General features: G+C 58.0%; 15 protein-coding genes and 4 pseudogenes. 14 read left to right on the top strand and 5 right to left on the bottom strand.

Translation table 11 applies throughout. The features are described from left to right. The first annotated feature begins 12 nt into the window (after positions 1-12). The 7 genes and pseudogenes from sdhD to L0Z65_RS11665 all read left to right on the top strand — a co-directional run bounded on the left by sdhD (position 13) and on the right by L0Z65_RS11665 (position 7,205). Positions 13-384: a succinate dehydrogenase, hydrophobic membrane anchor protein gene (gene sdhD, locus L0Z65_RS11695; RefSeq protein ID WP_014873477.1), complete on the top strand. Its 372-nt coding sequence runs from the start codon at positions 13-15 to the stop codon at positions 382-384. Positions 385-399: 15 nt separating this feature from the next. Further along, positions 400-2,205 (top strand): succinate dehydrogenase flavoprotein subunit, encoded by a 1,806-nt coding sequence (sdhA, locus tag L0Z65_RS11690; RefSeq protein ID WP_405107788.1) that lies wholly within the window; start codon positions 400-402, stop codon positions 2,203-2,205. Between the two features lie 84 nt (positions 2,206-2,289). Then, the gene (locus tag L0Z65_RS11685) at positions 2,290-3,204 is read left to right on the top strand and encodes a hypothetical protein (RefSeq protein ID WP_405107785.1); all 915 of its coding nucleotides are present in this window, start codon (positions 2,290-2,292) and stop codon (positions 3,202-3,204) included. A 150-nt stretch (positions 3,205-3,354) separates the two neighbouring features. After that, a pseudogene (locus L0Z65_RS11680) lies at positions 3,355-4,135 on the top strand (succinate dehydrogenase iron-sulfur subunit). A gap of 211 nt (positions 4,136-4,346) precedes the next feature. Continuing rightward, positions 4,347-4,547: a hypothetical protein gene (locus L0Z65_RS11675; RefSeq protein ID WP_405107782.1), complete on the top strand. Its 201-nt coding sequence runs from the start codon at positions 4,347-4,349 to the stop codon at positions 4,545-4,547. Between the two features lie 507 nt (positions 4,548-5,054). Then, positions 5,055-6,236 (top strand): type III PLP-dependent enzyme, encoded by a 1,182-nt coding sequence (locus tag L0Z65_RS11670; RefSeq protein ID WP_405107779.1) that lies wholly within the window; start codon positions 5,055-5,057, stop codon positions 6,234-6,236. A 92-nt stretch (positions 6,237-6,328) separates the two neighbouring features. Beyond that, a pseudogene (locus L0Z65_RS11665) lies at positions 6,329-7,205 on the top strand (urea carboxylase-associated family protein). A 76-nt stretch (positions 7,206-7,281) separates the two neighbouring features. Here L0Z65_RS11665 and deoD read toward each other — a convergent pair. The 3 genes and pseudogenes from deoD to L0Z65_RS11650 form a co-directional block, all read right to left on the bottom strand. Then, positions 7,282-7,986 (bottom strand): purine-nucleoside phosphorylase, encoded by a 705-nt coding sequence (gene deoD, locus L0Z65_RS11660; protein ID WP_096870518.1) that lies wholly within the window; start codon positions 7,984-7,986, stop codon positions 7,282-7,284. A 23-nt stretch (positions 7,987-8,009) separates the two neighbouring features. Beyond that, positions 8,010-8,327, bottom strand: a complete 318-nt coding sequence (locus L0Z65_RS11655; protein ID WP_040180570.1) for an H-NS family nucleoid-associated regulatory protein — start codon at positions 8,325-8,327, stop codon at positions 8,010-8,012. A 119-nt stretch (positions 8,328-8,446) separates the two neighbouring features. Then, positions 8,447-10,415, bottom strand: a pseudogene (locus L0Z65_RS11650) (protein meaA). Between the two features lie 207 nt (positions 10,416-10,622). Here L0Z65_RS11650 and L0Z65_RS11645 point away from each other — a divergent pair. The 7 genes and pseudogenes from L0Z65_RS11645 (at position 10,623) to L0Z65_RS11615 (ending at position 18,788) form a co-directional block, all read left to right on the top strand. Beyond that, on the top strand, positions 10,623-11,714 hold the full coding sequence (locus tag L0Z65_RS11645; protein WP_405107775.1) for an acyltransferase family protein: 1,092 nt from the start codon (positions 10,623-10,625) through the stop codon (positions 11,712-11,714). 48 nt (positions 11,715-11,762) lie between these two features. Further along, a complete protein-coding gene (locus L0Z65_RS11640) occupies positions 11,763-13,166 on the top strand; it encodes a 1-acyl-sn-glycerol-3-phosphate acyltransferase (RefSeq protein WP_405107772.1) in 1,404 nt (467 codons plus the stop codon). Between the two features lie 161 nt (positions 13,167-13,327). Further along, complete coding sequence (ccrA, locus tag L0Z65_RS11635; protein WP_405107769.1) at positions 13,328-14,608, top strand: crotonyl-CoA carboxylase/reductase; 1,281 nt, start codon at positions 13,328-13,330, stop codon at positions 14,606-14,608. A 320-nt stretch (positions 14,609-14,928) separates the two neighbouring features. Beyond that, positions 14,929-15,648 carry a LuxR family transcriptional regulator gene (locus L0Z65_RS11630; RefSeq protein WP_024098459.1) on the top strand — a complete coding sequence of 240 codons (720 nt, stop codon included), beginning with the start codon at positions 14,929-14,931 and terminating at the stop codon, positions 15,646-15,648. Positions 15,649-15,742: 94 nt separating this feature from the next. After that, on the top strand, positions 15,743-16,384 hold the full coding sequence (locus L0Z65_RS11625) for an acyl-homoserine-lactone synthase (RefSeq protein WP_118069571.1): 642 nt from the start codon (positions 15,743-15,745) through the stop codon (positions 16,382-16,384). Positions 16,385-16,492: 108 nt separating this feature from the next. Then, positions 16,493-18,033: pseudogene (locus L0Z65_RS11620) on the top strand (AAA family ATPase). Beyond that, positions 18,030-18,788: an SDR family oxidoreductase gene (locus L0Z65_RS11615; RefSeq protein ID WP_405107764.1), complete on the top strand. Its 759-nt coding sequence runs from the start codon at positions 18,030-18,032 to the stop codon at positions 18,786-18,788. The pseudogene L0Z65_RS11620 and the gene L0Z65_RS11615 overlap by 4 nt, the downstream one beginning before the upstream one ends. A gap of 99 nt (positions 18,789-18,887) precedes the next feature. Here the strand turns inward: L0Z65_RS11615 and L0Z65_RS11610 are convergent, their stop codons facing one another. Beyond that, a complete protein-coding gene (locus L0Z65_RS11610) occupies positions 18,888-19,682 on the bottom strand; it encodes a TIGR02186 family protein (RefSeq protein ID WP_405112538.1) in 795 nt (264 codons plus the stop codon). A 97-nt stretch (positions 19,683-19,779) separates the two neighbouring features. After that, the gene (locus tag L0Z65_RS11605; RefSeq protein WP_014879074.1) at positions 19,780-20,703 is read right to left on the bottom strand and encodes a sulfite exporter TauE/SafE family protein; all 924 of its coding nucleotides are present in this window, start codon (positions 20,701-20,703) and stop codon (positions 19,780-19,782) included. Between the last annotated feature and the right edge of the window lie 187 nt (positions 20,704-20,890).

The following is a 20,890-nucleotide window of genomic DNA, read 5'->3' as shown; positions in this document are numbered from 1 at the left end:
GGAGCAATCGCAATGCGTTATTTGACAGATCGCAAGCGTGCCGTTGGCATGGGTGCTGCGAAATCCGGCACGGCACATCACTGGTCGATGCAGGTCAGCTCCATCGGGCTGCTGATTTTGGTGCCGTTGTTTGTGTTTACTTTTGGCTCCGCACTGGGCGGATCTTATGAAGAGATCACCGCCTACTACGCTCGCCCGTTTCCCGCACTTGTTGCTCTGCTGACCATCTGGGTCGGCATGATGCACTTCAAATCCGGTGCGCAGATTATGATCGAGGACTATGTGCATGGCTTTGCCGGTCGTCTGACGATCATTCTGGTCACCTGCCTGTCTTATGCCGTGGCCGCGGTCAGCGCCTATGCGCTGATCCGCCTGGCGCTGTAAATTCCGAGGTTTTCAATGGCTGCTTACGAATACGAAACACATGATTATGACGTGGTCGTGGTTGGCGCCGGTGGTGCCGACCTGCGCGCCACCCTCGGCATGGCGGAGCAGGGGCTGCGCACGGCCTGCGTGACGAAGGTCTTCCCGACCCGCTCGCACACCGTGGCGGCCCAGGGCGGCATTGCGGCGTCCTTGTCCAACATGGGGCCTGACCACTGGCAGTGGCATATGTATGACACGGTCAAAGGGTCTGACTGGCTCGGCGATACCGACGCGATGGAGTATCTCGCACGCGAAGCGCCCAAGGCGGTTTACGAGCTGGAGCATTACGGCGTGCCGTTCTCGCGGACCGAAGAGGGCAAGATCTACCAGCGCCCCTTCGGTGGGCATACCACCGAGTTTGGTGAAGGCCCCGCAGTGCAGCGGACCTGTGCTGCTGCGGACCGGACCGGCCACGCCATCCTGCATACGCTTTATGGTCAGTCGCTGAAGAACAATGCTGAGTTCTATGTCGAGTATTTCGCCATCGACCTGATCATGTCCGACGACGGGCAATGCCAGGGTGTTGTTTGCTGGAAGCTCGATGACGGCACCATGCATGTCTTCAACGCGAAGATGGTGGTGCTGGCAACTGGCGGTTACGGCCGTGCCTATTTCTCCGCAACCTCTGCGCATACCTGTACCGGTGATGGCGGTGGCATGGTGGCGCGCGCAGGCCTTGCGATGCAGGATATGGAATTCGTGCAATTCCACCCCACAGGGATCTATGGCTCCGGCTGTCTGATCACCGAGGGCGCGCGGGGCGAAGGCGGGTATTTGACCAACTCCGAAGGCGAACGCTTCATGGAGCGCTATGCGCCCCAGTACAAGGATCTGGCGCCGCGTGACTATGTTTCGCGTTCTATGACGATGGAGATCCGCGAAGGCCGCGGTGTGGGTGAACATGGTGATCACATTCACCTGAACCTCAGCCACCTGCCTGCCGAAGCGTTGGCTGAGCGCCTGCCGGGGATCTCCGAAAGCGCGAAGATCTTTGCCGGTGTGGATGTGACCAAGGAACCGATTCCGGTTCTGCCAACGGTTCACTACAACATGGGCGGTATCCCGACCAACTACTGGGGTGAGGTGCTGAACCCGACAGCCGAGGATCCGACCGCTGTGGTGCCGGGTCTGATGGCTGTGGGCGAGGCGGGCTGTGCCTCAGTTCACGGGGCCAACCGGTTGGGGTCCAACTCGCTCATCGACCTTGTGGTCTTTGGCCGTGCCGCGGCAATCCGTGCGGGCAAGGTGGTGGATGCTGATGCGCCCAACCCTGTTCTTAATCAGGCGCAGGTGGACAAAGCCTTCGACCGGTTTGATGGTCTGCGCTATGCGAAGGGCGGCATCCCAACCTCGGATCTGCGCCTGGAGATGCAGCGCACCATGCAAAGCGATGCCGCGGTGTTCCGCACATCGGAGACCATGGCGGAAGGTGTGACCAAGATGACCGCCATCGCAGCAAAGATCGACGATCTGGCTGTGACCGACCGGTCGCTGGTCTGGAACTCTGACCTGATGGAAACGCTTGAGCTGACCAACTTGATGCCAAACGCCTTGGCGACAATTGTCGGGGCCGAGGCACGTCAGGAAAGCCGTGGTGCCCATGCTCATGAGGATTTCACCAGTCGGGACGATGAGAAATGGCGTGTCCATACCGTGAGCCGTGTTGACGGCAACAAGGTGGATCTGTCCTATCGCCCGGTTATTGTGGATCCTCTCACCACTGAGGCCGAAGGCGGCATCAGCGAGGCGAAGATCGCCCCCAAGGCGCGGACGTTCTAAGGCCGTGATGCGCGCAGTTCCTGCATATCACATGACACTCAGCGCTCTCTCGCGGGAGCTGAGTGTACATGGTTGGGGGCTGCTATGATGGCACTGGAGCAAGACGTTTCGACACCACCTCCGGCATCTGCTGCAGAACAACCCTGCGGTTGGCCGGGTTTTGGCTGGCAGCCGGATGTCGCATTGCGCCTGTTCGGAATGCGGCGGTCTGGCAATCATGCGGTTGCTAATTGGTTGCAGCGCAACGCGCCGGGTCAGCAGGCTCTGTTCTTCAATAACTGCAAATCGGCCCGAATGCCGCTTTCGCATCATCAGGGAATAGAGCGTAATACCGTGGGCCTGTCGCGGTCAGAGGCGCGTGATTTGCCAGCGCTTGGCGCGTCAATGGCCTCCGGTGGTCTGCTGTTGATTTCTTATGAGGACACTGTTCCGTCGGATTACAATCTGGATCGCCCCGTCTCGGGTGATCTGGATGAACGCCTGCTGAGTGGCGATGTCCTGCTGTTGCGTGGGTTTCTGAACTGGTCCGCGTCGTTGTTGAAGAAGCTTCAGGGCAACCCTGCTTTTTCTCTTGTTCAGCGTAACGCCGTGCTGCTGCGGGCAATTGACAGCTATCGGCGCATGCTGGAGCTGGCCTCACATGCGGATGAACTTGCGCTGGTGGTGGTTGACTACGACCGATGGATGCGCAGTGCTCACTATCGGACGGATCTGCTGGATCGCCTGGATTTGCCCTGCGCAGACAACACCCTCGGCAAGATACAAACCTACGGCGGTGGCTCGTCCTTTGACAAGGATCGGGGCGACGCCGATTTTGATCTGAAGACGGATCAACGCTGCAAACAGATGGCGGAGGACGCAGAATATCAGGCGATCCTGCACCTCGCAGCTCGTGATGAGGCGCTGCTGGCGGCTTTGGCGCGGCACTACCCCGATGATGCGGCCCGGCTGTCACAGCTGGCAGAGCATCCCCCTTTTGCGGCGGGAGGGCTGTTCTGATGCTTTCCCGAGCCTATGAAATTGCGGCTGGCATGGCCGCGACACCCAAAGATCTGCGATCCGGCCCGTCCGGGCCGCAGACACCGATCTCCTGCCTCCGCAGCGCCTCGCGCCTGCGGATGGTGGGCAGCTAAGCAAGGAGAACGATCTATGGTCGAATTCGCACTTCCGAAAAATTCCAAGATCACCACGGGTAAAACCTGGCCCAAGCCCGAAGGCGCAACCAATGTGCGCAAGTTCAGCATTTATCGCTGGAACCCGGATGATGGCAAGAACCCGCAGGTGGATACCTATTTTGTCGATATGGACAAATGCGGTCCGATGGTTCTGGACGCGCTCATCAAGATCAAGAATGAGATTGATCCAACCCTGACATTTCGCCGGTCTTGTCGCGAGGGGATCTGCGGTTCTTGCGCGATGAACATCGACGGCATCAATACGTTGGCGTGCATCTACGGGCTGGATGAAATCAAAGGTGATGTGAAGGTCTATCCGCTGCCGCATATGCCGGTGGTAAAGGACCTGATTCCCGACTTGACGCATTTCTATGCGCAGCACGCCTCAATCATGCCGTGGCTGGAAACCAAGACCAACCGCCCTGCAAAAGAGTGGAAACAGTCTATCGAGGATCGCAAGAAACTCGACGGTCTTTATGAATGTGTGATGTGTGCCTCCTGTTCGACGTCCTGCCCCAGCTATTGGTGGAACGGTGATCGTTATCTTGGGCTTAGCCGCACTGCTGCATGCGTATCGTTGGATCATCGACAGCCGGGATGAGGCGACACCGGAGCGTCTGGATGAGCTGGAAGACCCCTTTAAGCTCTACCGCTGCCACACGATCATGAATTGCGCAAAAACCTGTCCCAAGGGCCTGAACCCGGCCAAGGCGATTTCGCACATCAAACAGATGATGGTGGAACGCGCGGTCTGATCTGACGCAGCATACGCAATCTCAAACGCCGCTCAGGATCTTTGAGCGGCGTTTTTCTTTGTATCGTCAGACTCTGTTTTGTCAGAGATCGCTTGCGTGTGGGGTTGCGCTGCGCGCATGGCGATCTTGTTGAAACGGAGGGTGTGTTGTCACGCTCACAGGCATAAATTCCTGAGCAGGGAGAGGCATTCTCTTGAGCAGGAGCGATCACATGACCGATCAAGCCACGACGCAATTTTATCAGACGGCTGCCAATTCGTCGGCATCACCGAAGGCAGGGCGAGCTGCCGAAGCACTGGCACATCTGGAACAGGCCTGGGCTTACTATGTGCCGGAACCACGCGTGGCCTCCCGCGCTATCACAGAGCCTGCGACCACTGAGGGCGTTGTCGATTACTACGCTGCGGCCTGATTGGTCGGAGCAGGGCGGCGTTGGCAGCAGTTGCGGCTGAATAGAACGGTAGATAGACAGGCCACATGCCCGTGTTGATCCTCTTCCTGTTGTTTGGCGTTTTCGGATATTTCCTTTGGCGGCACAAAACGTCCAGTCTGAGCCGACATTGTCGTTGGCGGCAGGAGCGCGCGGCTAACCAATGGAGATGTGCGGCTTGCGGGGCAGTACAGCCCGGCTCTGCGGCGCCGAAACTATGTCTGCGGCAGGCCGGGTAGGCAGGGGCTTTGCCTGAAACCACGATGTTCTATGGCCGATGAGATCGCTGAAACACGGCACGTGCGACTATCCCGTATAAGTTGAGGGATAGGGCGAAAAAAATGCTTGATCGACTCATTGCTTTGGTGGATATGGCGCACAGACGCCAACGCACGCGCCTCTGTCCCAAGGGTTATCCCCCATGGTTACGTAGCGACGGTAACGTCTCTGATTGAAGTGAGCGGTCATAGATGGCCGGGTCTTTTGGAGATGACCATGAACGCAAACGTAACCGGGCAACTTGCCCGTCAAGATGCTATTGTCCCCGTTTCTCGCCACCTGTCTTACATTGCACAGAACGCGTTTGACCGACCGACACTGGTGATCGACAGTCAAGCTGTTGCCCGGCAATACGCCGCCCTCGCGCAAGGTCTGGGCCGCGCCCGTATTCACTACGCTGTTAAAGCCAATCCGGAGCCGCAGATCCTGAGGCGCCTGACCAGCATGGGATCCAATTTCGATGCGGCCAGCCGGGCTGAGATCGAGATGTGTCTGGCTGCTGGCGCAAAGCCGAAACAGATTACCTTTGGCAACACCATCAAGCGCCCGGCGGACATCGCTTTCGCGCATGAAATCGGTATCACGCATTTCGCCGTTGATGCCTTGGCAGAGATGGAGAAACTGGCTGAGCACGCGCCGGGTGCGCGGGTTTGTATCCGTCTGCTGGTTGAGGCGACCGGCGCTGATTGGCCGTTGAGCCGTAAGTTCGGCTGTACCCCTGCTATGGCGCTGACCCTGATGGACCGTGCCCGCGTCCTTGGCCTATGCGTATCTGGCCTTTCCTTCCATGTCGGATCGCAGACCCGTGATCCGCAGATGTGGGCCGACACGCTTGATCAGGTGGCGCAGGTCTGGCGCGCGGCCAAGAGCGCCGGACATGAGCTGACCCTTCTGAACATTGGCGGCGGTTTTCCCGCCAGCTATGGCACTGAGGTGATGGCGCCGAACCGCTACGCGCAGGAAGTAATGGCGCTGGTGAACGCGCGTTTTCCGGACGCCTGCGAAATCATGGCGGAACCGGGCCGCGGGTTGGTGGCAGAGGCAGGCGCAATCGCGGCAGAAGTTCTACTGGTGTCGCGCAAGGATGCGGGTGATCTGCACCGCTGGGTCTATCTGGATATCGGGAAATTCTCCGGTCTGGCCGAAACCATGGACGAGGCGATCCGCTATCGCATCACCACGGATCATGGTGATGGGCAGACCGGTCCCTGCATTCTGGCTGGCCCATCGTGTGATAGCGCCGATGTGCTCTATGAAAAGCAGCTTTATCAAATGCCGCTGGAGCTGAAAGCCGGAGACCGCGTCGTGATCCATGCCTGTGGCGCCTATACGACCACCTATGCATCGGTCGGGTTCAATGGCTTCCCGCCGCTGGATGTGGTGGTGATCTGACCTCAGGCGGCTTGGGAACGCGGTCGCAATCACCGCTTGTCTCGGGGCGTCGCTTTGGCTTTCATGGCGTAAACAATAAAGAGGTTTGCGCCATGTCCAATACTGAGCTCCCAAATGCCGAGACAGGGTTGCCGTTTGATGCAGAGGAGCGGCGCGCGATCCCGCCAGTGATCTGCTATCCCAACGAAACGCTGCCAAAGCCGGATTTGCCACGATACCTTGCAGCGCGGGAGACAGCGCAGAAGACCGATGAGGTGATTGTCGCCCCGCGCCAGGCGGCTTGTTTTCGTGTTGCAGCTAAGCAGTTTTTTCCGAATTACATCGGTCGAAGGGGCGCAGGTGGGGGACCTGAACCTCTGGAACAGCGCCGATCTGAGCGAGCGGTTTTTCTCCGGCAAGACGCGGGCTTTGCACGGAACCCATGTGACAGCCGGGGAGAGGCTGTGGAGCACACTGCCGCATCTGCGCCCCATGGCGACCATTGTTGCCGATAGTCTTGGCTGGTACGGGATCGACAGCTACGGTGGTTCGGTACATGATGTGATTGGCACACGCTGCGATCCCTATACCGGCAATCTTCTCGGCGGCGGCCATTATCACCATTGCTGCCACTCCAATCTGACCCGCGCACTGGCTGATGAACTGAACCTATCGCTGGCAGACGCGGAGCGGCATGTACACGACGTTCTGAACGTTTTCATGTGCACCGGGTTTACCCGCGATACCGGGCGGTATTTTATGAAGGCCAGTCCGGTGCGCCCCGGTGACCATCTTGAGTTTTTCGCCGAAATCGACCTGTTGGGCGCATTAAGTGCGTGTCCTGGGGGCGATTGTGGATCGGAACACACCAGCGACAGCGCTGCGTGCTACCCGCTGTTGGTAGAGGTCTTTACGCCCGAGGGCACTGCGTTGGACGGCTGGCAATCACCTGAGCGCAATGGCTACGATGGCAGTCATGGGCGCAGCTGATCTGCGATCCTGCCAATAGGAAAAAGGCAACGCATGAGGCGCTGCCTTTTTCTTTGGACTACAGCGTTTGATCAGTTCAGGCGAATGCCGCCGCAAGTGCGATTTCCACCATATCCCCGAAGCTGCGTTCGCGTTGATCGGAGGGCAGCGCCTCGCCTGTGCCGAGGTGATCGGACACGGTCAGCACTGCCAGGGCGCGACATCCGTAGCGCGCTGCAAGTGTGTAAAGCTCAGCGGCCTCCATCTCGACGCCCAGAATGCCGTGGCGCACCATTTGTTCGTTCAGATCCGGGCGTTCATCGTAGAACACATCCGACGAATAGATGCCGCCAACATGCGGGGTCAGCTTATGGGTTTCAGCGGCTTTTACGGCCGCCTGGAGCAGGGACCAATCGGCGCAGGGGGCGAAATTGACCTCCTTGAAAATCCCGCGTGAGGGGGAGCCGGTGGTTGTCGCTGTCATGGCGAGGATCACGTCGCGGATCTTCACCTTGTCCTGCATGCCACCACAGGAACCGATGCGGATCAGGGTCTTGGCATCATAGTCGCGGATCAGTTCATTCACGTAGATAGACAGGGATGGCATGCCCATCCCGCTGCCCTGAATTGTCACCGGATGACCATTCCATGTGCCGGTGAACCCCAGCATCCCGCGTACCTCATTTACAAGGCGCACATCTTTCAGAAATGTCTCGGCTGCCCATTTCGCGCGGTAGGGGTCTCCCGGCAGCAAAACGGTTTCGGCAATCTCGCCCTTGGCGGCCCCGATATGAACAGTCATTTTTTACCCTCAGTTTCGGGAAATCAGATTTCCAGGTCGGAAATATCAACGCCGGATGTCAGCGCTGCATGAACCCAATGTGGTTTGCGGCCACGGCCGGTCCAGGTTTCTTCCGGGTTTTGAGGGTTGCGGTATTTCGGAGCGGCCTTGGTTTTCTTGGCAGTGCTACGGCCATTTCCGGCAATCTCATCCAGGGAGAAACCGAATTTGGCGGCGGCTTCTTCCGCGGCTTTCAATGCTTCGATGCGCTCACGCTGCTCAGCGTCTTTCAACGCCTTTTCGACGTTTGTCTGCAATTCCAAAAGTTCTTTTCGCGACATCGATGTGAGGTCAACGGCCATTTTTATCTCCATGAATGAATGCACGACGTGATACGTCGAGGTGCATTCATTTATGGCCCCATATTCATGGCGATTTCATCAAGAAAGTTGTTTCGATTTTTTTTATTTGCGAAAATCCGCTAATGCGCAGCTGTTTCTGGTTGTTTCGCAAGTTCGACAATGTCTCCCATGATTGCGTTGAGCTCAAAATCCTTGGGTGTATAAACACGAGCCACCCCCATCTTTTTCAAGCGGTCAGCGTCATCGTCTGGAATGATTCCTCCGACAATAACCGGAACATGCGCAAGACCGGCCTCTGTCATTCGGCCCATCAGCTCTTCGATCAGGGGGAGGTGACTGCCGGAAAGGATTGACATGCCAACAACATGGGCGTCATCCGCGATGGCCGAGGCGACTAGTTCCTCCGGGGTCATGCGAATACCGTCATAGGTGATGTCCATGCCGCAGTCGCGGGCCCGAAAGGCGATCTGCTCGGCACCATTTGAATGGCCGTCGAGGCCAGGTTTCCCGACCAGAAATTTCAGGCGGCGGCCAAGTTGATCGCTCACCGCGTTGACCTTGTCGCGCAACTCATCCAGGCCTTCAGTTTTGTTGGATACCGATCCTGAAACACCGGTCGGGCCACGATAGGTGCCATAGACTTTGCGCATTTCCTCGGCCCATTCGCCGGTGGTGACACCCGCCTTGGCTGCGGCGATGGAAGGCGGCATGATATTGTCACCGTTTTGCGCTGCGGTCCGCAGGGCCATGAGCGCTGTTTGAACTGCGTCATCGTCGCGCCCACTGCGCCAGTCATCCAGACGGCTGATCTGCTCTTGCTCGACCGCCGGGTCGACCACCATGATGCCGCCGTCCTCGGTCTGTAGCGGAGATGGCTCACCCTCGGTCCATTTGTTGACGCCAACAACAACGGTCTCGTTTTTCTCAATCCGGTTCAGGCGTTCGGCGTTGGAATCGACCAACCGGCCCTTCATGTATTCAATGGAGGCCACCGCGCCGCCCATGGATTCCAGATTCGCCAATTCAGCACGGGCGCCTGTCTTCAGGTCTTCTACCTTTGCATCCACAGCTGGGTTGCCATCAAACAGATCGCCATATTCCAGAAGATCGGTCTCATAGGCGAGGATCTGTTGCATCCGCATGGACCACTGTTGATCCCAGGGGCGGGGCAGGCCAAGCGCCTCATTCCAGGCGGGCAACTGCACGGCGCGGGCTCGCGCTTTTTTCGACAAGGTCACAGCCAGCATCTCGATCAAGATACGGTAAACATTGTTCTCCGGTTGCTGTTCGGTCAGGCCAAGCGAGTTCACCTGCACGCCGTAGCGGAAGCGGCGGAACTTGGGATCCTCGACGCCATAGCGGTCGCGACAGATTTCATCCCAAAGATCAACAAAGGCGCGCATCTTGCACATCTCGGTCACGAACCGGATGCTCGGCGTTCACGAAGAAGGAAATGCGACCGACCATAGCCGGGAAATCCTCCGGGGCGATGCGCGGTTTCAGCTCGTCCAGCACCGCCTGCGCGGTTGCGAGCGCAAAGGCCAGCTCCTGCTCGGGCGTCGCGCCCGCCTCCTGCAAATGATAGGAGCAGACGTTCATCGGGTTCCATTTGGGCACATTGGTGTAGCAATACTCAGCCACATCAGCGATCATCTTGAGGCTGGGCTTGGGGGGGCAAACATAGGTGCCCCGGCTCAAGTATTCCTTGATCAGGTCGTTCTGCACGGTGCCTTGCAATTTTGAGATGTCTGCGCCCTGCTCCTCCGCCACCGCGATATAAAGAGACAGCAGCCAAGGGGCAGTGGCGTTGATGGTCATGGAGGTGTTCATCTGTTCCAGCGGAATCTGGTCGAACAGGGACCGCATGTCGCCCAGATGGCAGACTGGCACACCAACCTTGCCCACTTCGCCGCGAGCCAGGACGTGGTCGCTGTCATAGCCGGTCTGCGTTGGCAAATCGAAGGCCACGGAAAGGCCTGTTTGCCCTTTCGCCAAGTTGGCACGGTAGAGCGCGTTGGATGCGCTGGCAGTGGAGTGGCCCGCATACGTGCGGATCAGCCAAGGGCGGTCTTTTTGCATCTGCGGCATCATCAGCCTCCCAGCAGGATTGTGGTAATTATATTTCTCTGAGTGGATCTAAATAGCAATTATAGACCCGTGTCAATTCGCTGCGTTGCGGCATTTGTAAGTCAGACAGCGGCTCTCGCGCTTTCAGGTCGCTTGCAGGCTGTTGAGGTGGTTTTGTGTTTGATCTAAGACCTTATAAGTTGATTTTTGTATTAGAAGAGCACTGATTTGAAGAACACGATCACTGGGCGGCGCCTCGCCGAGGTTGATGGCTTGCGCGCTGTTGCTGTGCTGGCAGTCGTGCTGTACCACTATTTTCAGGCCTATCCGCAGTACTCCCCCTACGGTGCGGCATTGTTGCCCCTGGCGAAATACGGTGACATGGGTGTCGAGCTGTTCTTCGTCATCTCTGGATTTGTCATTACGCTGTCGCTTTCCGAACGGCCCGGGCCACTGCGGTTTGCGCTAAAACGCCTGGCGCGTCTTTGGCCGACACTGGTGGTTTGTTCCCTCATCACGTTTGTTTTTGTGCACAGCGTTGGCAGCAATTTCACGCAAGACATACGAGGAGATCTGAGTGGCTTTGCGGCCTCCTGGACGTTCACATCGCAGCGCTTCTGGCACAGTGTCTTTGGGTTCGATGGCTACGTCGACGTTGTATATTGGACACTTGCCATTGAGGTTCGGTTCTACCTGTTGGCGGCTGTGATTTTCTGGTTGGTACCCAAGGGACGTTTTGGAAGTGTGGCGCCATTGGTTTTGCTGATCATGCAGGCGATATTCGCAGTGGTAGAGTTTGCGGTTGCTGGGCTGGTGCCGCAGGTGGTGATTGAGACGCTTTTTTTAGCCTATGCGCATCTGTTCGCCGCAGGCATCACCTTTGCCGCAATCTATTCCGGAGCGCGCGACAAGCGGCAGGCTGCGCTGGTCTTCTGGGCCTTCTCGGTGGCATTTTACCGCGCTGAAGATAACTGGGAAGTGGCATTTCTGGTCCTGATCTTTCTCGCAGTTGCGGCCTGTGCCTTGCGATTGAGGGTGGCTCAGGTTCTGGCTTGGCGACCGTTGGCTGGGCTAGGGTTGATCAGCTATCCGGTTTATCTGCTGCACAATTACATTGGCGTGACCCTGCTTACACTGCTGCCTGCCGGGCTGCTTACCGGGATCTACGTGCTGGCCGCAACCGTTGTCATGGCGGGCATTATAATCCTGTCGATGGCCATTTTTCGACTGGTTGAGGTGCCTTCTCAAACGGCTGTTCGCACGCTGCTGGCCCGCCGTGATGAGCAGGGCCACAATGGTCGATCGGTGGCTGGGGGGTGAGGTTGCAAAGGCTTGTAAACCGGGCAGGTTTGGGCAAGGCTTGGCGGGATGACGCAGACCGTGGAACTCCCGCTTTGGCTATTTGTGCTGATCCTGCTGTTTGCTGCGATCACCTTTGCGTCGCATTTTCTGTTCCCTTCGGTGCGGTGGTTCTTTCGTCGTCGGCTTGAGCGTGCGGTGGCGCGTCTCAATCGGCGGCTTGAGCGTCCTATTCAGCCGTTCAAACTGGCGCGGCGCTATGACATGATTCAGCGTCTGATTTACGACCCGCAGGTGGCACAAGCGATCGCGGATCATGCGCGTAATATGAGTATTCCGGAGAACGTCGCCTTTGAGGAGGCACGCCGCTACGCGCGTGAGATTGTGCCCTCGTTCTCTGCCGTTGCTTATTTCAGCATTGCGATCCGCCTGGCTCGGTTTCTGTCCAACGCCGTCTACCGGGTGCGCCTTGGTCACGTCGACGAAGCCGCGCTTAAGGCCATTGATCCGGAGGCGACCGTGGTGTTTGTGATGAACCACCGGTCAAATATGGACTACGTGCTGATCACTTACCTCGCGGCAGATCGGTCTGCGCTCTCCTATGCGGTGGGGGAGTGGGCGCGAGTTTGGCCCTTATCACGGTTGATCCGGGCAATGGGCGCATATTTTATTCGTCGGAAGTCACGAAATGACCTCTATCGCCGTGTTCTTGCAACCTACGTACGCTTGGCGACGCAAGGCGGTGTGACACAGGCGATGTTTCCCGAGGGCGGGCTCAGCCTGGACGGCGCCCTGGCCGAGCCGAAGGTGGGGCTGCTCAAGTATATTGTCGATGGGCAGTTGGCGCAGGGCGAAGGGGGGCGGGATGTGGTGTTTGTGCCGGTCGCTCTGAATTACGACCGTGTCCTTGAGGACAAGATTCTGACGTCGGCGGCCCAAGCCGGAGAGCGGCGGTTTCGTCCGCGCATCCATGTGGTCGCCATCCGAATGCTGCGTCAACTGATGCTCTGGCTCACAGGACGTTACCAACGATTTGGATATGCGGCGGTCAGCTTCGGGCGTCCACTCAGCCTGCGGGCGTTTATGTTGCGCGACGGGGAGGAAGATGCGCCGACGGTCTTGGCGGAGGAGTTGATGGGGCGGATTGGTGAATGTGTTCCGGTTCTGCCGGTGGCTCTGGTGGCCGCAACGCTGGTGCGCTTGTCGTCTGGTTCCGACCCGTTGAGCCGGTCTGAGATCGAACAGGCGATGGAGGGGCTACTGGCACAGATGCCCTTTGCCCATATTCATACGCCGGGCGGGGGGCAGGGTTACGCAGCGGAGGCCGGGCTGCGTCAGCTGACAGCCCGGGGGATCCTGGAAGAGCACCAGAACCGCTATCAGGTAGTCGCTGAGCGCCGGGATCTGCTTGTCTACTATGCGAATTCCATTCGACATCTCATCCCTGATCTGCCCGAAACGCAGGCTGAATAGGGGGTTTTTGCTGCGAGTGCGAAGGAATATTCCGCGTTTGCTGGGTTATAAAGTTACCCAAATTGAATAAATGATGTTGCATTGTTGCTTGGTGAATCTTATTCCCTAGATAGCAGCTGCGATTCTGCATTGCGGCGAACAGCGGAAAAAAGGAGGCCAGCATGGCTTTGGATACGCAGAACGGCGCCCTCTCCTACGAGGCCCCTGAAAAAGAGCTCTACGAGATCGGTGAACTGCCTCCGATGGGATATGTGCCGCAGAAAATGTATGCGTGGACAATCCGCAAGGAACGCCACGGCAACCCCGACACCGCCATGGTGCAGGAGGTTGTCGATGTGCCTAAACTTGACAGCCACGATGTGCTCGTTCTCGTGATGGCGGCCGGGGTGAACTACAATGGTGTGTGGGCCGCACTTGGCACCCCGATTAGCCCCTTTGATGGGCATGGCGCCCCGTTTCACATCGCAGGTTCCGATGCCTCTGGCATTGTCTGGGCGGTTGGCGACAAGGTGAAGCGCTGGAAGGTCGGCGATGAGGTGGTGATCCACTGCAATCAGGACGACGGTGATGATGAGGAATGCAACGGCGGCGATCCGATGTACTCCCCCAGCCAGCGGATCTGGGGCTATGAGACCCCTGATGGATCCTTTGCCCAGTTCACCAATGTTCAGTCACAGCAGCTGATGCCGCGCCCCAAACATCTGACATGGGAAGAAAGCGCCTGTTATACGCTGACACTGGCCACCGCTTACCGGATGCTGTTCGGCCATGAACCACATGATCTGAAGCCTGGCCAGAACGTACTGGTCTGGGGTGCCTCGGGTGGCCTTGGCTCTTATGCGATCCAGCTGATCAACACCGCTGGCGCCAATGCCATCGGCGTGATCTCTGACGAGAGCAAACGCGACTTCGTCATGGGGTTGGGGGCCAAAGGTGTCATCAACCGCAAAGACTTCAATTGCTGGGGCCAGCTGCCGACAGTGAACACCCCTGAATATGCCCATTGGTTCAAGGAAGCGCGCAAGTTTGGCAAGGCGATCTGGGATATCACGGGCAAGGGCAATAATGTTGACATGGTGTTTGAACATCCCGGCGAAAGCACATTCCCAGTCTCGACCTTTGTTTGCAAAAAGGGTGGTATGGTTGTGATCTGCGCCGGTACCACCGGCTATAACCTGACCTTTGACGTGCGCTATATGTGGATGCATCAGAAGCGCCTGCAGGGTTCACATTTTGCGCATCTGAAACAGGCGGCCGCAGCGAACAAGCTGATGGTAGAGCGTCGTCTGGATCCCTGCATGTCTGAGGTCTTCTCTTGGTCGGATCTGCCGGAGGCCCATATGAAGATGCTGCGCAATGAACATAAACCCGGCAATATGTCCGTTCTGGTCCAGGCGCCGCGTACCGGGCTGCGGACCCTGGAAGATGTCTTGGCAGGGTAGAACCTCCAGCTGATTTCTGTCAGTTTCGCCCCGCCAGTCACCGATAGGACTGGCGGGGTTTTTCGTGTGTTTGGTACGTTGCCGCCCAGCGGATCGTGACGTTGTAAGGGCAGGCGACTTGGTGCTGATGGGGCAGACATTGTGTGGCGGCGCACTAGATAATCCCCTATGAAATAAAAATTCGATCAATATGCTGGCATGTCGTTGACGCTTCCGCGACGATCGCGGCACAAAGACTAAGAACGCGGTTTGTAGAGCATACCAGCAGCCGCAACGGTGCAGGGGACCTGTGCCAAGACTAAGTGAGATTCAGGCAATTTATGGCAACCAAAGTTAATCTTGATCTGATCCTTGAGGTATTGGACGCGACGACCTCGGTCGATGGTCTGCAGGAGATCATCCAACGGGTTTGCGATACCTTCGAGGTTGATCATGCCATGTATCATTGGGTGGATAGTGCGGGCGATCACTATCATTTTGGCACCTATTCGCAAGGCTGGGTCGAGCGCTATCAGGAAAAGGCCTATGTGCGCGTCGATCCTGTGATTATCGGATGCTATCAGCGTTTCCACCCGGTCGACTGGCGCCGCCTTGACTGGTCCTCCAAACCCGCGCGTGAATTTCTGCAAGACGCCTTGGCGCATGACGTCGGCAATCAGGGATATTCGATCCCGATCCGGGGGCCGAACGGGCAATTTGCGCTGTTTACGGTCAGTCACAACTGCGATGATGACACGTGGACCCGGTTCACTGACAAACACAGCCGAGATCTGATCCTGATCGGGCACTACTTCAATCGCAAGGCGCTGGAGTTTGAACCCGATCGCAGCCCGGAACATGTGCAACCGCTGTCCCCGCGCGAGATTGACGCGCTGACCCTGCTAGCGATGGGCTATAGCCGTGCACAGGTGGCGAAGACGCTGACGATCTCGGAGCATACTTTACGTGTCTATATCGAGAGCGCGCGATTCAAATTGGGGGCTATCAACACCACCCATGCCATCGCGCGTGCACTGAGTCTCGGGCTGATCATCATTTAACGCGTTGAAGCTACAGGAATTCATTAACCTTATAGTTGAGAATCTCTTCTGGTCGTAATCTGGTCCCACTTTTCTATCTAAAGGGGACTAAATTATGCTTCGCTATGTATATGCACACGACCTGCACCAGCACCGTGAATTGGCCCATTCGATGTTTGTGGACCGCGCCGATCAATTCAAGACGCGGCTCGGGTGGGATGTCTCGGTAGATGCTCAAGGAGAAGAGCGCGACGAATATGATGCGCTTGATCCGCTTTATGTGATTTGGGAGCAGGCTGATGGCCGCCACGGTGGCTCTATGCGGTTCCTGCCTTCCACTGGTCCGATCATGGTAAACGATGTCTTTCCTGAACTAACTGGAGGCGACGCGATCTGTAGCCCGCTGATCTGGGAATGTACGCGGTTCTGCCTTTCGCGTGATGTCAGTGGTAACGTCGCCGGAGCCCTGACCTTGGCCGGGCTGGAGATCATGCGCAACTTCAACATCGCCCATTTTGCAGGGGTGTTTGACCGTCGTATGGTCCGGATCTACCGGTCGCTTGGTTTTAGTCCGGACGTCATTGGCACCATGGGCGAGGGGCGGGACCGGATCTGCCTAGGCCTTTGGGATTATTCGTCGGAGGCCTATCATCGCGTTGCACAGAAGGCGGGTATCCAGCCGGAGCTGTCGACTTTGTGGTTTGATCGTTCGTTTGGCGGGGCAGGGGAGCCTGGACCCGTCGCCCTGACCGGCTGACAACTGCGCTGAAGAGGACGTGAGAGGCAGACCTGACCTCTGCCAAAACCGGGACATGCCGGGCCGTCTGCTCTGGTGCAGCCAGCCCTGCCCCTGTAGGGTCGCGACATGAGCGCAGCACCCATAAAATTCTCCGATGATCAGGCGGTTGCCTTTGATCGCGTCAGCAGTCTTCTTCATGACGCGGGGGTCGATCTGGAAGATGATCTGCTACACCCGCCGCGCGGTGACGGCGGTGCAATGGCTGTGATCGGCAAGGCCGGTTCCGGCAAAACGCTGTTGCTGGCGGAGCTGTACAAGGCACTGGAGAAAGCCGGGGTTGAAGTCGTATCGGGCGACTATGAAAGCCGGAAGAAAAACGAGGACCGCCGCACGCTTGCGATCCTGGCGCCGACAAACAAAGCGGCCAGTGTTCTGCGCCTGCGGGGTGTGCCTGCAACCACGATCCACCGAATTCTCTACACGCCGGTCTATGATCCTGAATACGAGCGAATTGCCGAATGGCTGGCCGGTAGCGGTGACGAGCCGGAAATTGAAGGGTTAACCGAGGAGGCGCTGGCCCGTGCCAAAGCCTTCTATGAGCGCAATAAATCCATCCCAGGCGCCTTGGCGGCTGCCGGGCTGCGGGGGTCCGATTTCATCACCGGCTGGAAACGCCGAGAGGAGCCGCTGGACATCGGCTTTATCGATGAGGCCTCCATGCTGGATGATCGCCAGTTTCAGGATCTGAAGGAGATTTTTCCGACATTGTTGCTGTTCGGAGATCCCGCACAGCTGGCGCCAGTGAACCAATCTGGTGCGATGGTCTTTGAAACACTGCCGGAAGAGCGCAAGCTGATCCTCAACCGCATACACCGCCAGGAGGCCGAAGCAACCCTATTCTGGATCTTGCCCATGCGCTTGCAGATCCGGACGTCGGCTTTGAGGATTTTGAGCGTATGGTCGAAGATCTCTCCCGCAAGGATGAGCGCGTGGTCTGGGGTCAGCGGGTGGAGGTCGATTTGATGGCGCGCTCCCCAGTCTTGGTCTGGCGCAACAACACCCGAATTCGGCTGATCAACGCCTTCAGAAATGTGCATGGTGCCCCGGAAGACAGCCTGCTGGCGGGCGAACCGCTGATCTGCGATGGCATTGAACTGCCGATGAAACACCGCAAGAAACGGCTGGATCTGGAGGCCCGCGGTCTGATCAAGGGCGCCCAGGTGATCTATCTCGGGCCGGGCCGGAAACCGGGGTTTTCGCGTCTTCATGTAATGGGGGCAGAAGACCCTCAGGTGTCCGCCGCATCAATCGTGAAGATTGAAAAGCCCGAAGAAGAAGAGCCTTTCATTCCGTTTGCCGCGCGTATGGGGGCCGCGTTTCTGCATGGGGCAGCGGTCACCATTCACAAGGCCCAAGGATCGCAGTGGCCGACAGCACAGGTTTTTGCCCCGGACATCTACGCGGCTGCGCGGATGGGACGGGTGGAGGCTGGTCAGCCCCTGTGGAAGCGGCTGACCTATGTCGCCATCACACGGGCACAGGAACGGCTTATCTGGGTGGTGCGCAACCGTCTGGCAAAGCCAACCGGCCCGCTGCAGGTGGACGACCTGCGTGCAGCACCAGCCAGCGCTCTGACCTTGGAAATGCAGGAGGACAGCCCGGTATGAGCGCAGAGGATCAAGTCTCCAAACCTACGATCTTGATAACTGGGGCAAGCTCCGGCATTGGTCGTGCCGTGGCTGAGTTGTTTCTGGAAAAGGGCTGGCAGGTTGGCCTGTTGGCGCGTCGTGCAGAACAGTTGGAAGAGGTCGCGCAGGATCGTGACACAGCTCATGTTCTCCCTGCCGACGTGACGGACCCTGACGCTGTCGACCACGCCTTTGATTGCTTTGCAAAACGGGTAGGGCGGGTGGATGTGCTGTTCAACAATGCTGGTATATTCACCCCTTCGGGCACCATCGACGAAATTGAGCTGGAAGATTGGTTTGCCGCTGTCAATGTGAACTTAAACGGTATGTTTCTGGCAGCGCGCGCGGCCTTTCGGCAGATGCGTCAGCAATCGCCGCAGGGTGGCCGGATCATCAACAACGGATCCATCGCGGCCCATGTACCGCGCCCCGGATCAGCGCCCTATGCCGCGACAAAATCTGCGATTACCGGGCTGACCCGTAGCCTGTCACTGGATGGGCGACCCTTTCAGATCGCCTGTGGGCAAATCGATATCGGCAACGCGCGTACGCCCATGGTGGAAGATCTGAGTGTGCGACAGGTCGCAGCTGATCCGTCTGCTGTACCGATGCAGACCTTTGCTGTGGAAGACGCCGCGCAATCTGTGCTTCATATGGCAGATTTGCCACTTGAGGCGAATGTCCAGTTCATGACGATTATGGCGACGACCATGCCCTACATTGGACGCGGTTAGGCGAGATCCGGGCGAGCTCCCGCCCGGCACCATACCAGCTATCTGGCAGCGCATCTGTTGGGGGTGGTGCCGCGCGTTGCACTGCGGGGGGCTCTATCCTTAGCTTCTGCGCAGGAGGCGGAAGGCAGCGGAGGCTCCCCAGCCCGCGGCAATCGCAATGGCCAGTGACATCAAACCGTAGAGAAATGGCTGCTCCCGCGACATCGCATAGAGGAAACGTTCCAGCCCCACCTTGCGTACGTCGATGCTAGTTTCGTACTGGGCCACCACTGACCCCCCTCGGGTCAGCAGGATGCGCGTGCTATAGGCCCCTTCGGTAAGGTCGGCAGGCATGTCGATTGCCGTGCGAAACAAGGTTTGCTGATCCACAGCGACGGTATTTTCCCGTAGTGAGTAGAGATCATTTTCGGAGCGAATGCGGATCACGGCTTCGGCAAATCGCTGGGCGCCGCGAATGTGCATCCCGGCCCCAACCGAGCGGATCGCACGACCCACGGATACCCGATACCGCAGATCTTCTGTATCGCTCAGCACCTGCGAGAGGGGTGCGCTGGTTGCGACGGCATAGAAGCTGGGGGCTGAGTCCACCAGAACGCTGTCAGTATTGACCCAGATCCCCAGCTTCTTTTCCTTGCGCCGAACCATCACCGGAGACGCCGGGCCGGACACTGCGACAATCACCTCAAGCGGGTCATCCTGCGGGATCGGTGCCTCGCGCTTCACGGCGCCAAAGATCAGGATCTCCGAGCCGTCAAAGTTGGCAGTGATGGCCACACGGTCCTGGCTGAGTCCCAGGACAACCTCTTCGCGCGGTCCGGCTGCGGGTTCACTGTCGGCTAGGATGGTGGCGGTTTGTGCTGCCGTTGGGGCTGAGGCCAGTGGCGTGAACGGCATCGCCAAGAAGACTGCTGCACAAAGCCGTCGACTGGCGCGACGCAAGCCTGAGCGCACCTCGACGTGGTGATTACGATGGACAGAGCGACGGAGCATCTTAATGGCCCCCGTCGCTGCCGAGCGAATAGAGCTCGGACGGCATGAGCAAGAGGTCCAGACCGAGCTTGACGCAGACCACGATCACCATAAGGGCGAGCAGGATACGCAACTGCTCTGCCTTCAGATAAACCCCAATCCGAGTGCCGATCTGCGCACCGATGACGCCGCCGACAAGCAACAGAACCGCGAGGACGATATCCACAGTGTAGTTCGTGGTGGCGTGCAGCATGGTGGTGAAGGCCGTCACCAGAATGATCTGGAACAGCGATGTGCCCACAACAACTTTGGTTGGCATGCCCAGAATATAGATCATCGCAGGCACCATGATGAAACCACCACCAACCCCCATGATCGCTGCCAGAATACCTACAACAACACCGACCAGCAGTGGTGGAATGACCGAAATGTAGAGACCAGACGTGCGAAACCGCATCTTAAATGGCAGAGCATGGACCCAGCCACGCTGTCTGCGGGGCGCTGGCGCCGCGCCTGCGGAGGCCTTGGATTTTCGGATTGCGTTCAGGCTTTCGACGAACATCAGCCCGCCAACCACGCCAAGGAAGACGACATAGCAAAGTTTGACCAGTAGATCGACCTGACCAAGCGCCTTGAGATAGTTGAAGACCACAACCCCGAGCGCCGCGCCAAGCAGACCTCCGGCTTGCAGGACCAGACCCATCTTGATGTCGACGGTTCGCCGCCTGAAATGGGCAAGAACGCCGGAAAAAGAGGAGGCGACGATCTGATTGGCTTCGGTAGCTACGGCAACCGCCGGGGGGATACCGATGAAAAACAAGAGCGGCGTCATCAGAAAGCCGCCGCCAACCCCGAACATGCCGGACAGGATGCCGACCATACCGCCGAGCCCCAGAAGCAGGAATGCGTTGACCGACACCTCGGCGATGGGAAGATAAATCTGCATATCAGTGTTAGACCGCAGCACCTGCGTAAAATCAACTGTCGATGCCGCTGTGCAGAAAACAGGACTGATGCTGTGGGGAAAACTGGACCTATGATTTTCGGCAGGGCACCCGGTGCTGTTGATTGCTGTCTGACGTGTGCAAGTAGAGTGAAACGCGAAACGCCCGACCATGGCCGGGCGCTTGACG

The organism is Phaeobacter sp. BS52 (assembly GCF_045040595.1).
GTDB lineage: Bacteria > Pseudomonadota > Alphaproteobacteria > Rhodobacterales > Rhodobacteraceae > Phaeobacter > Phaeobacter piscinae.
Note: the sequence above shows the minus strand (reverse complement) of the source record. Positions and strands in the feature narration are given on the sequence as shown.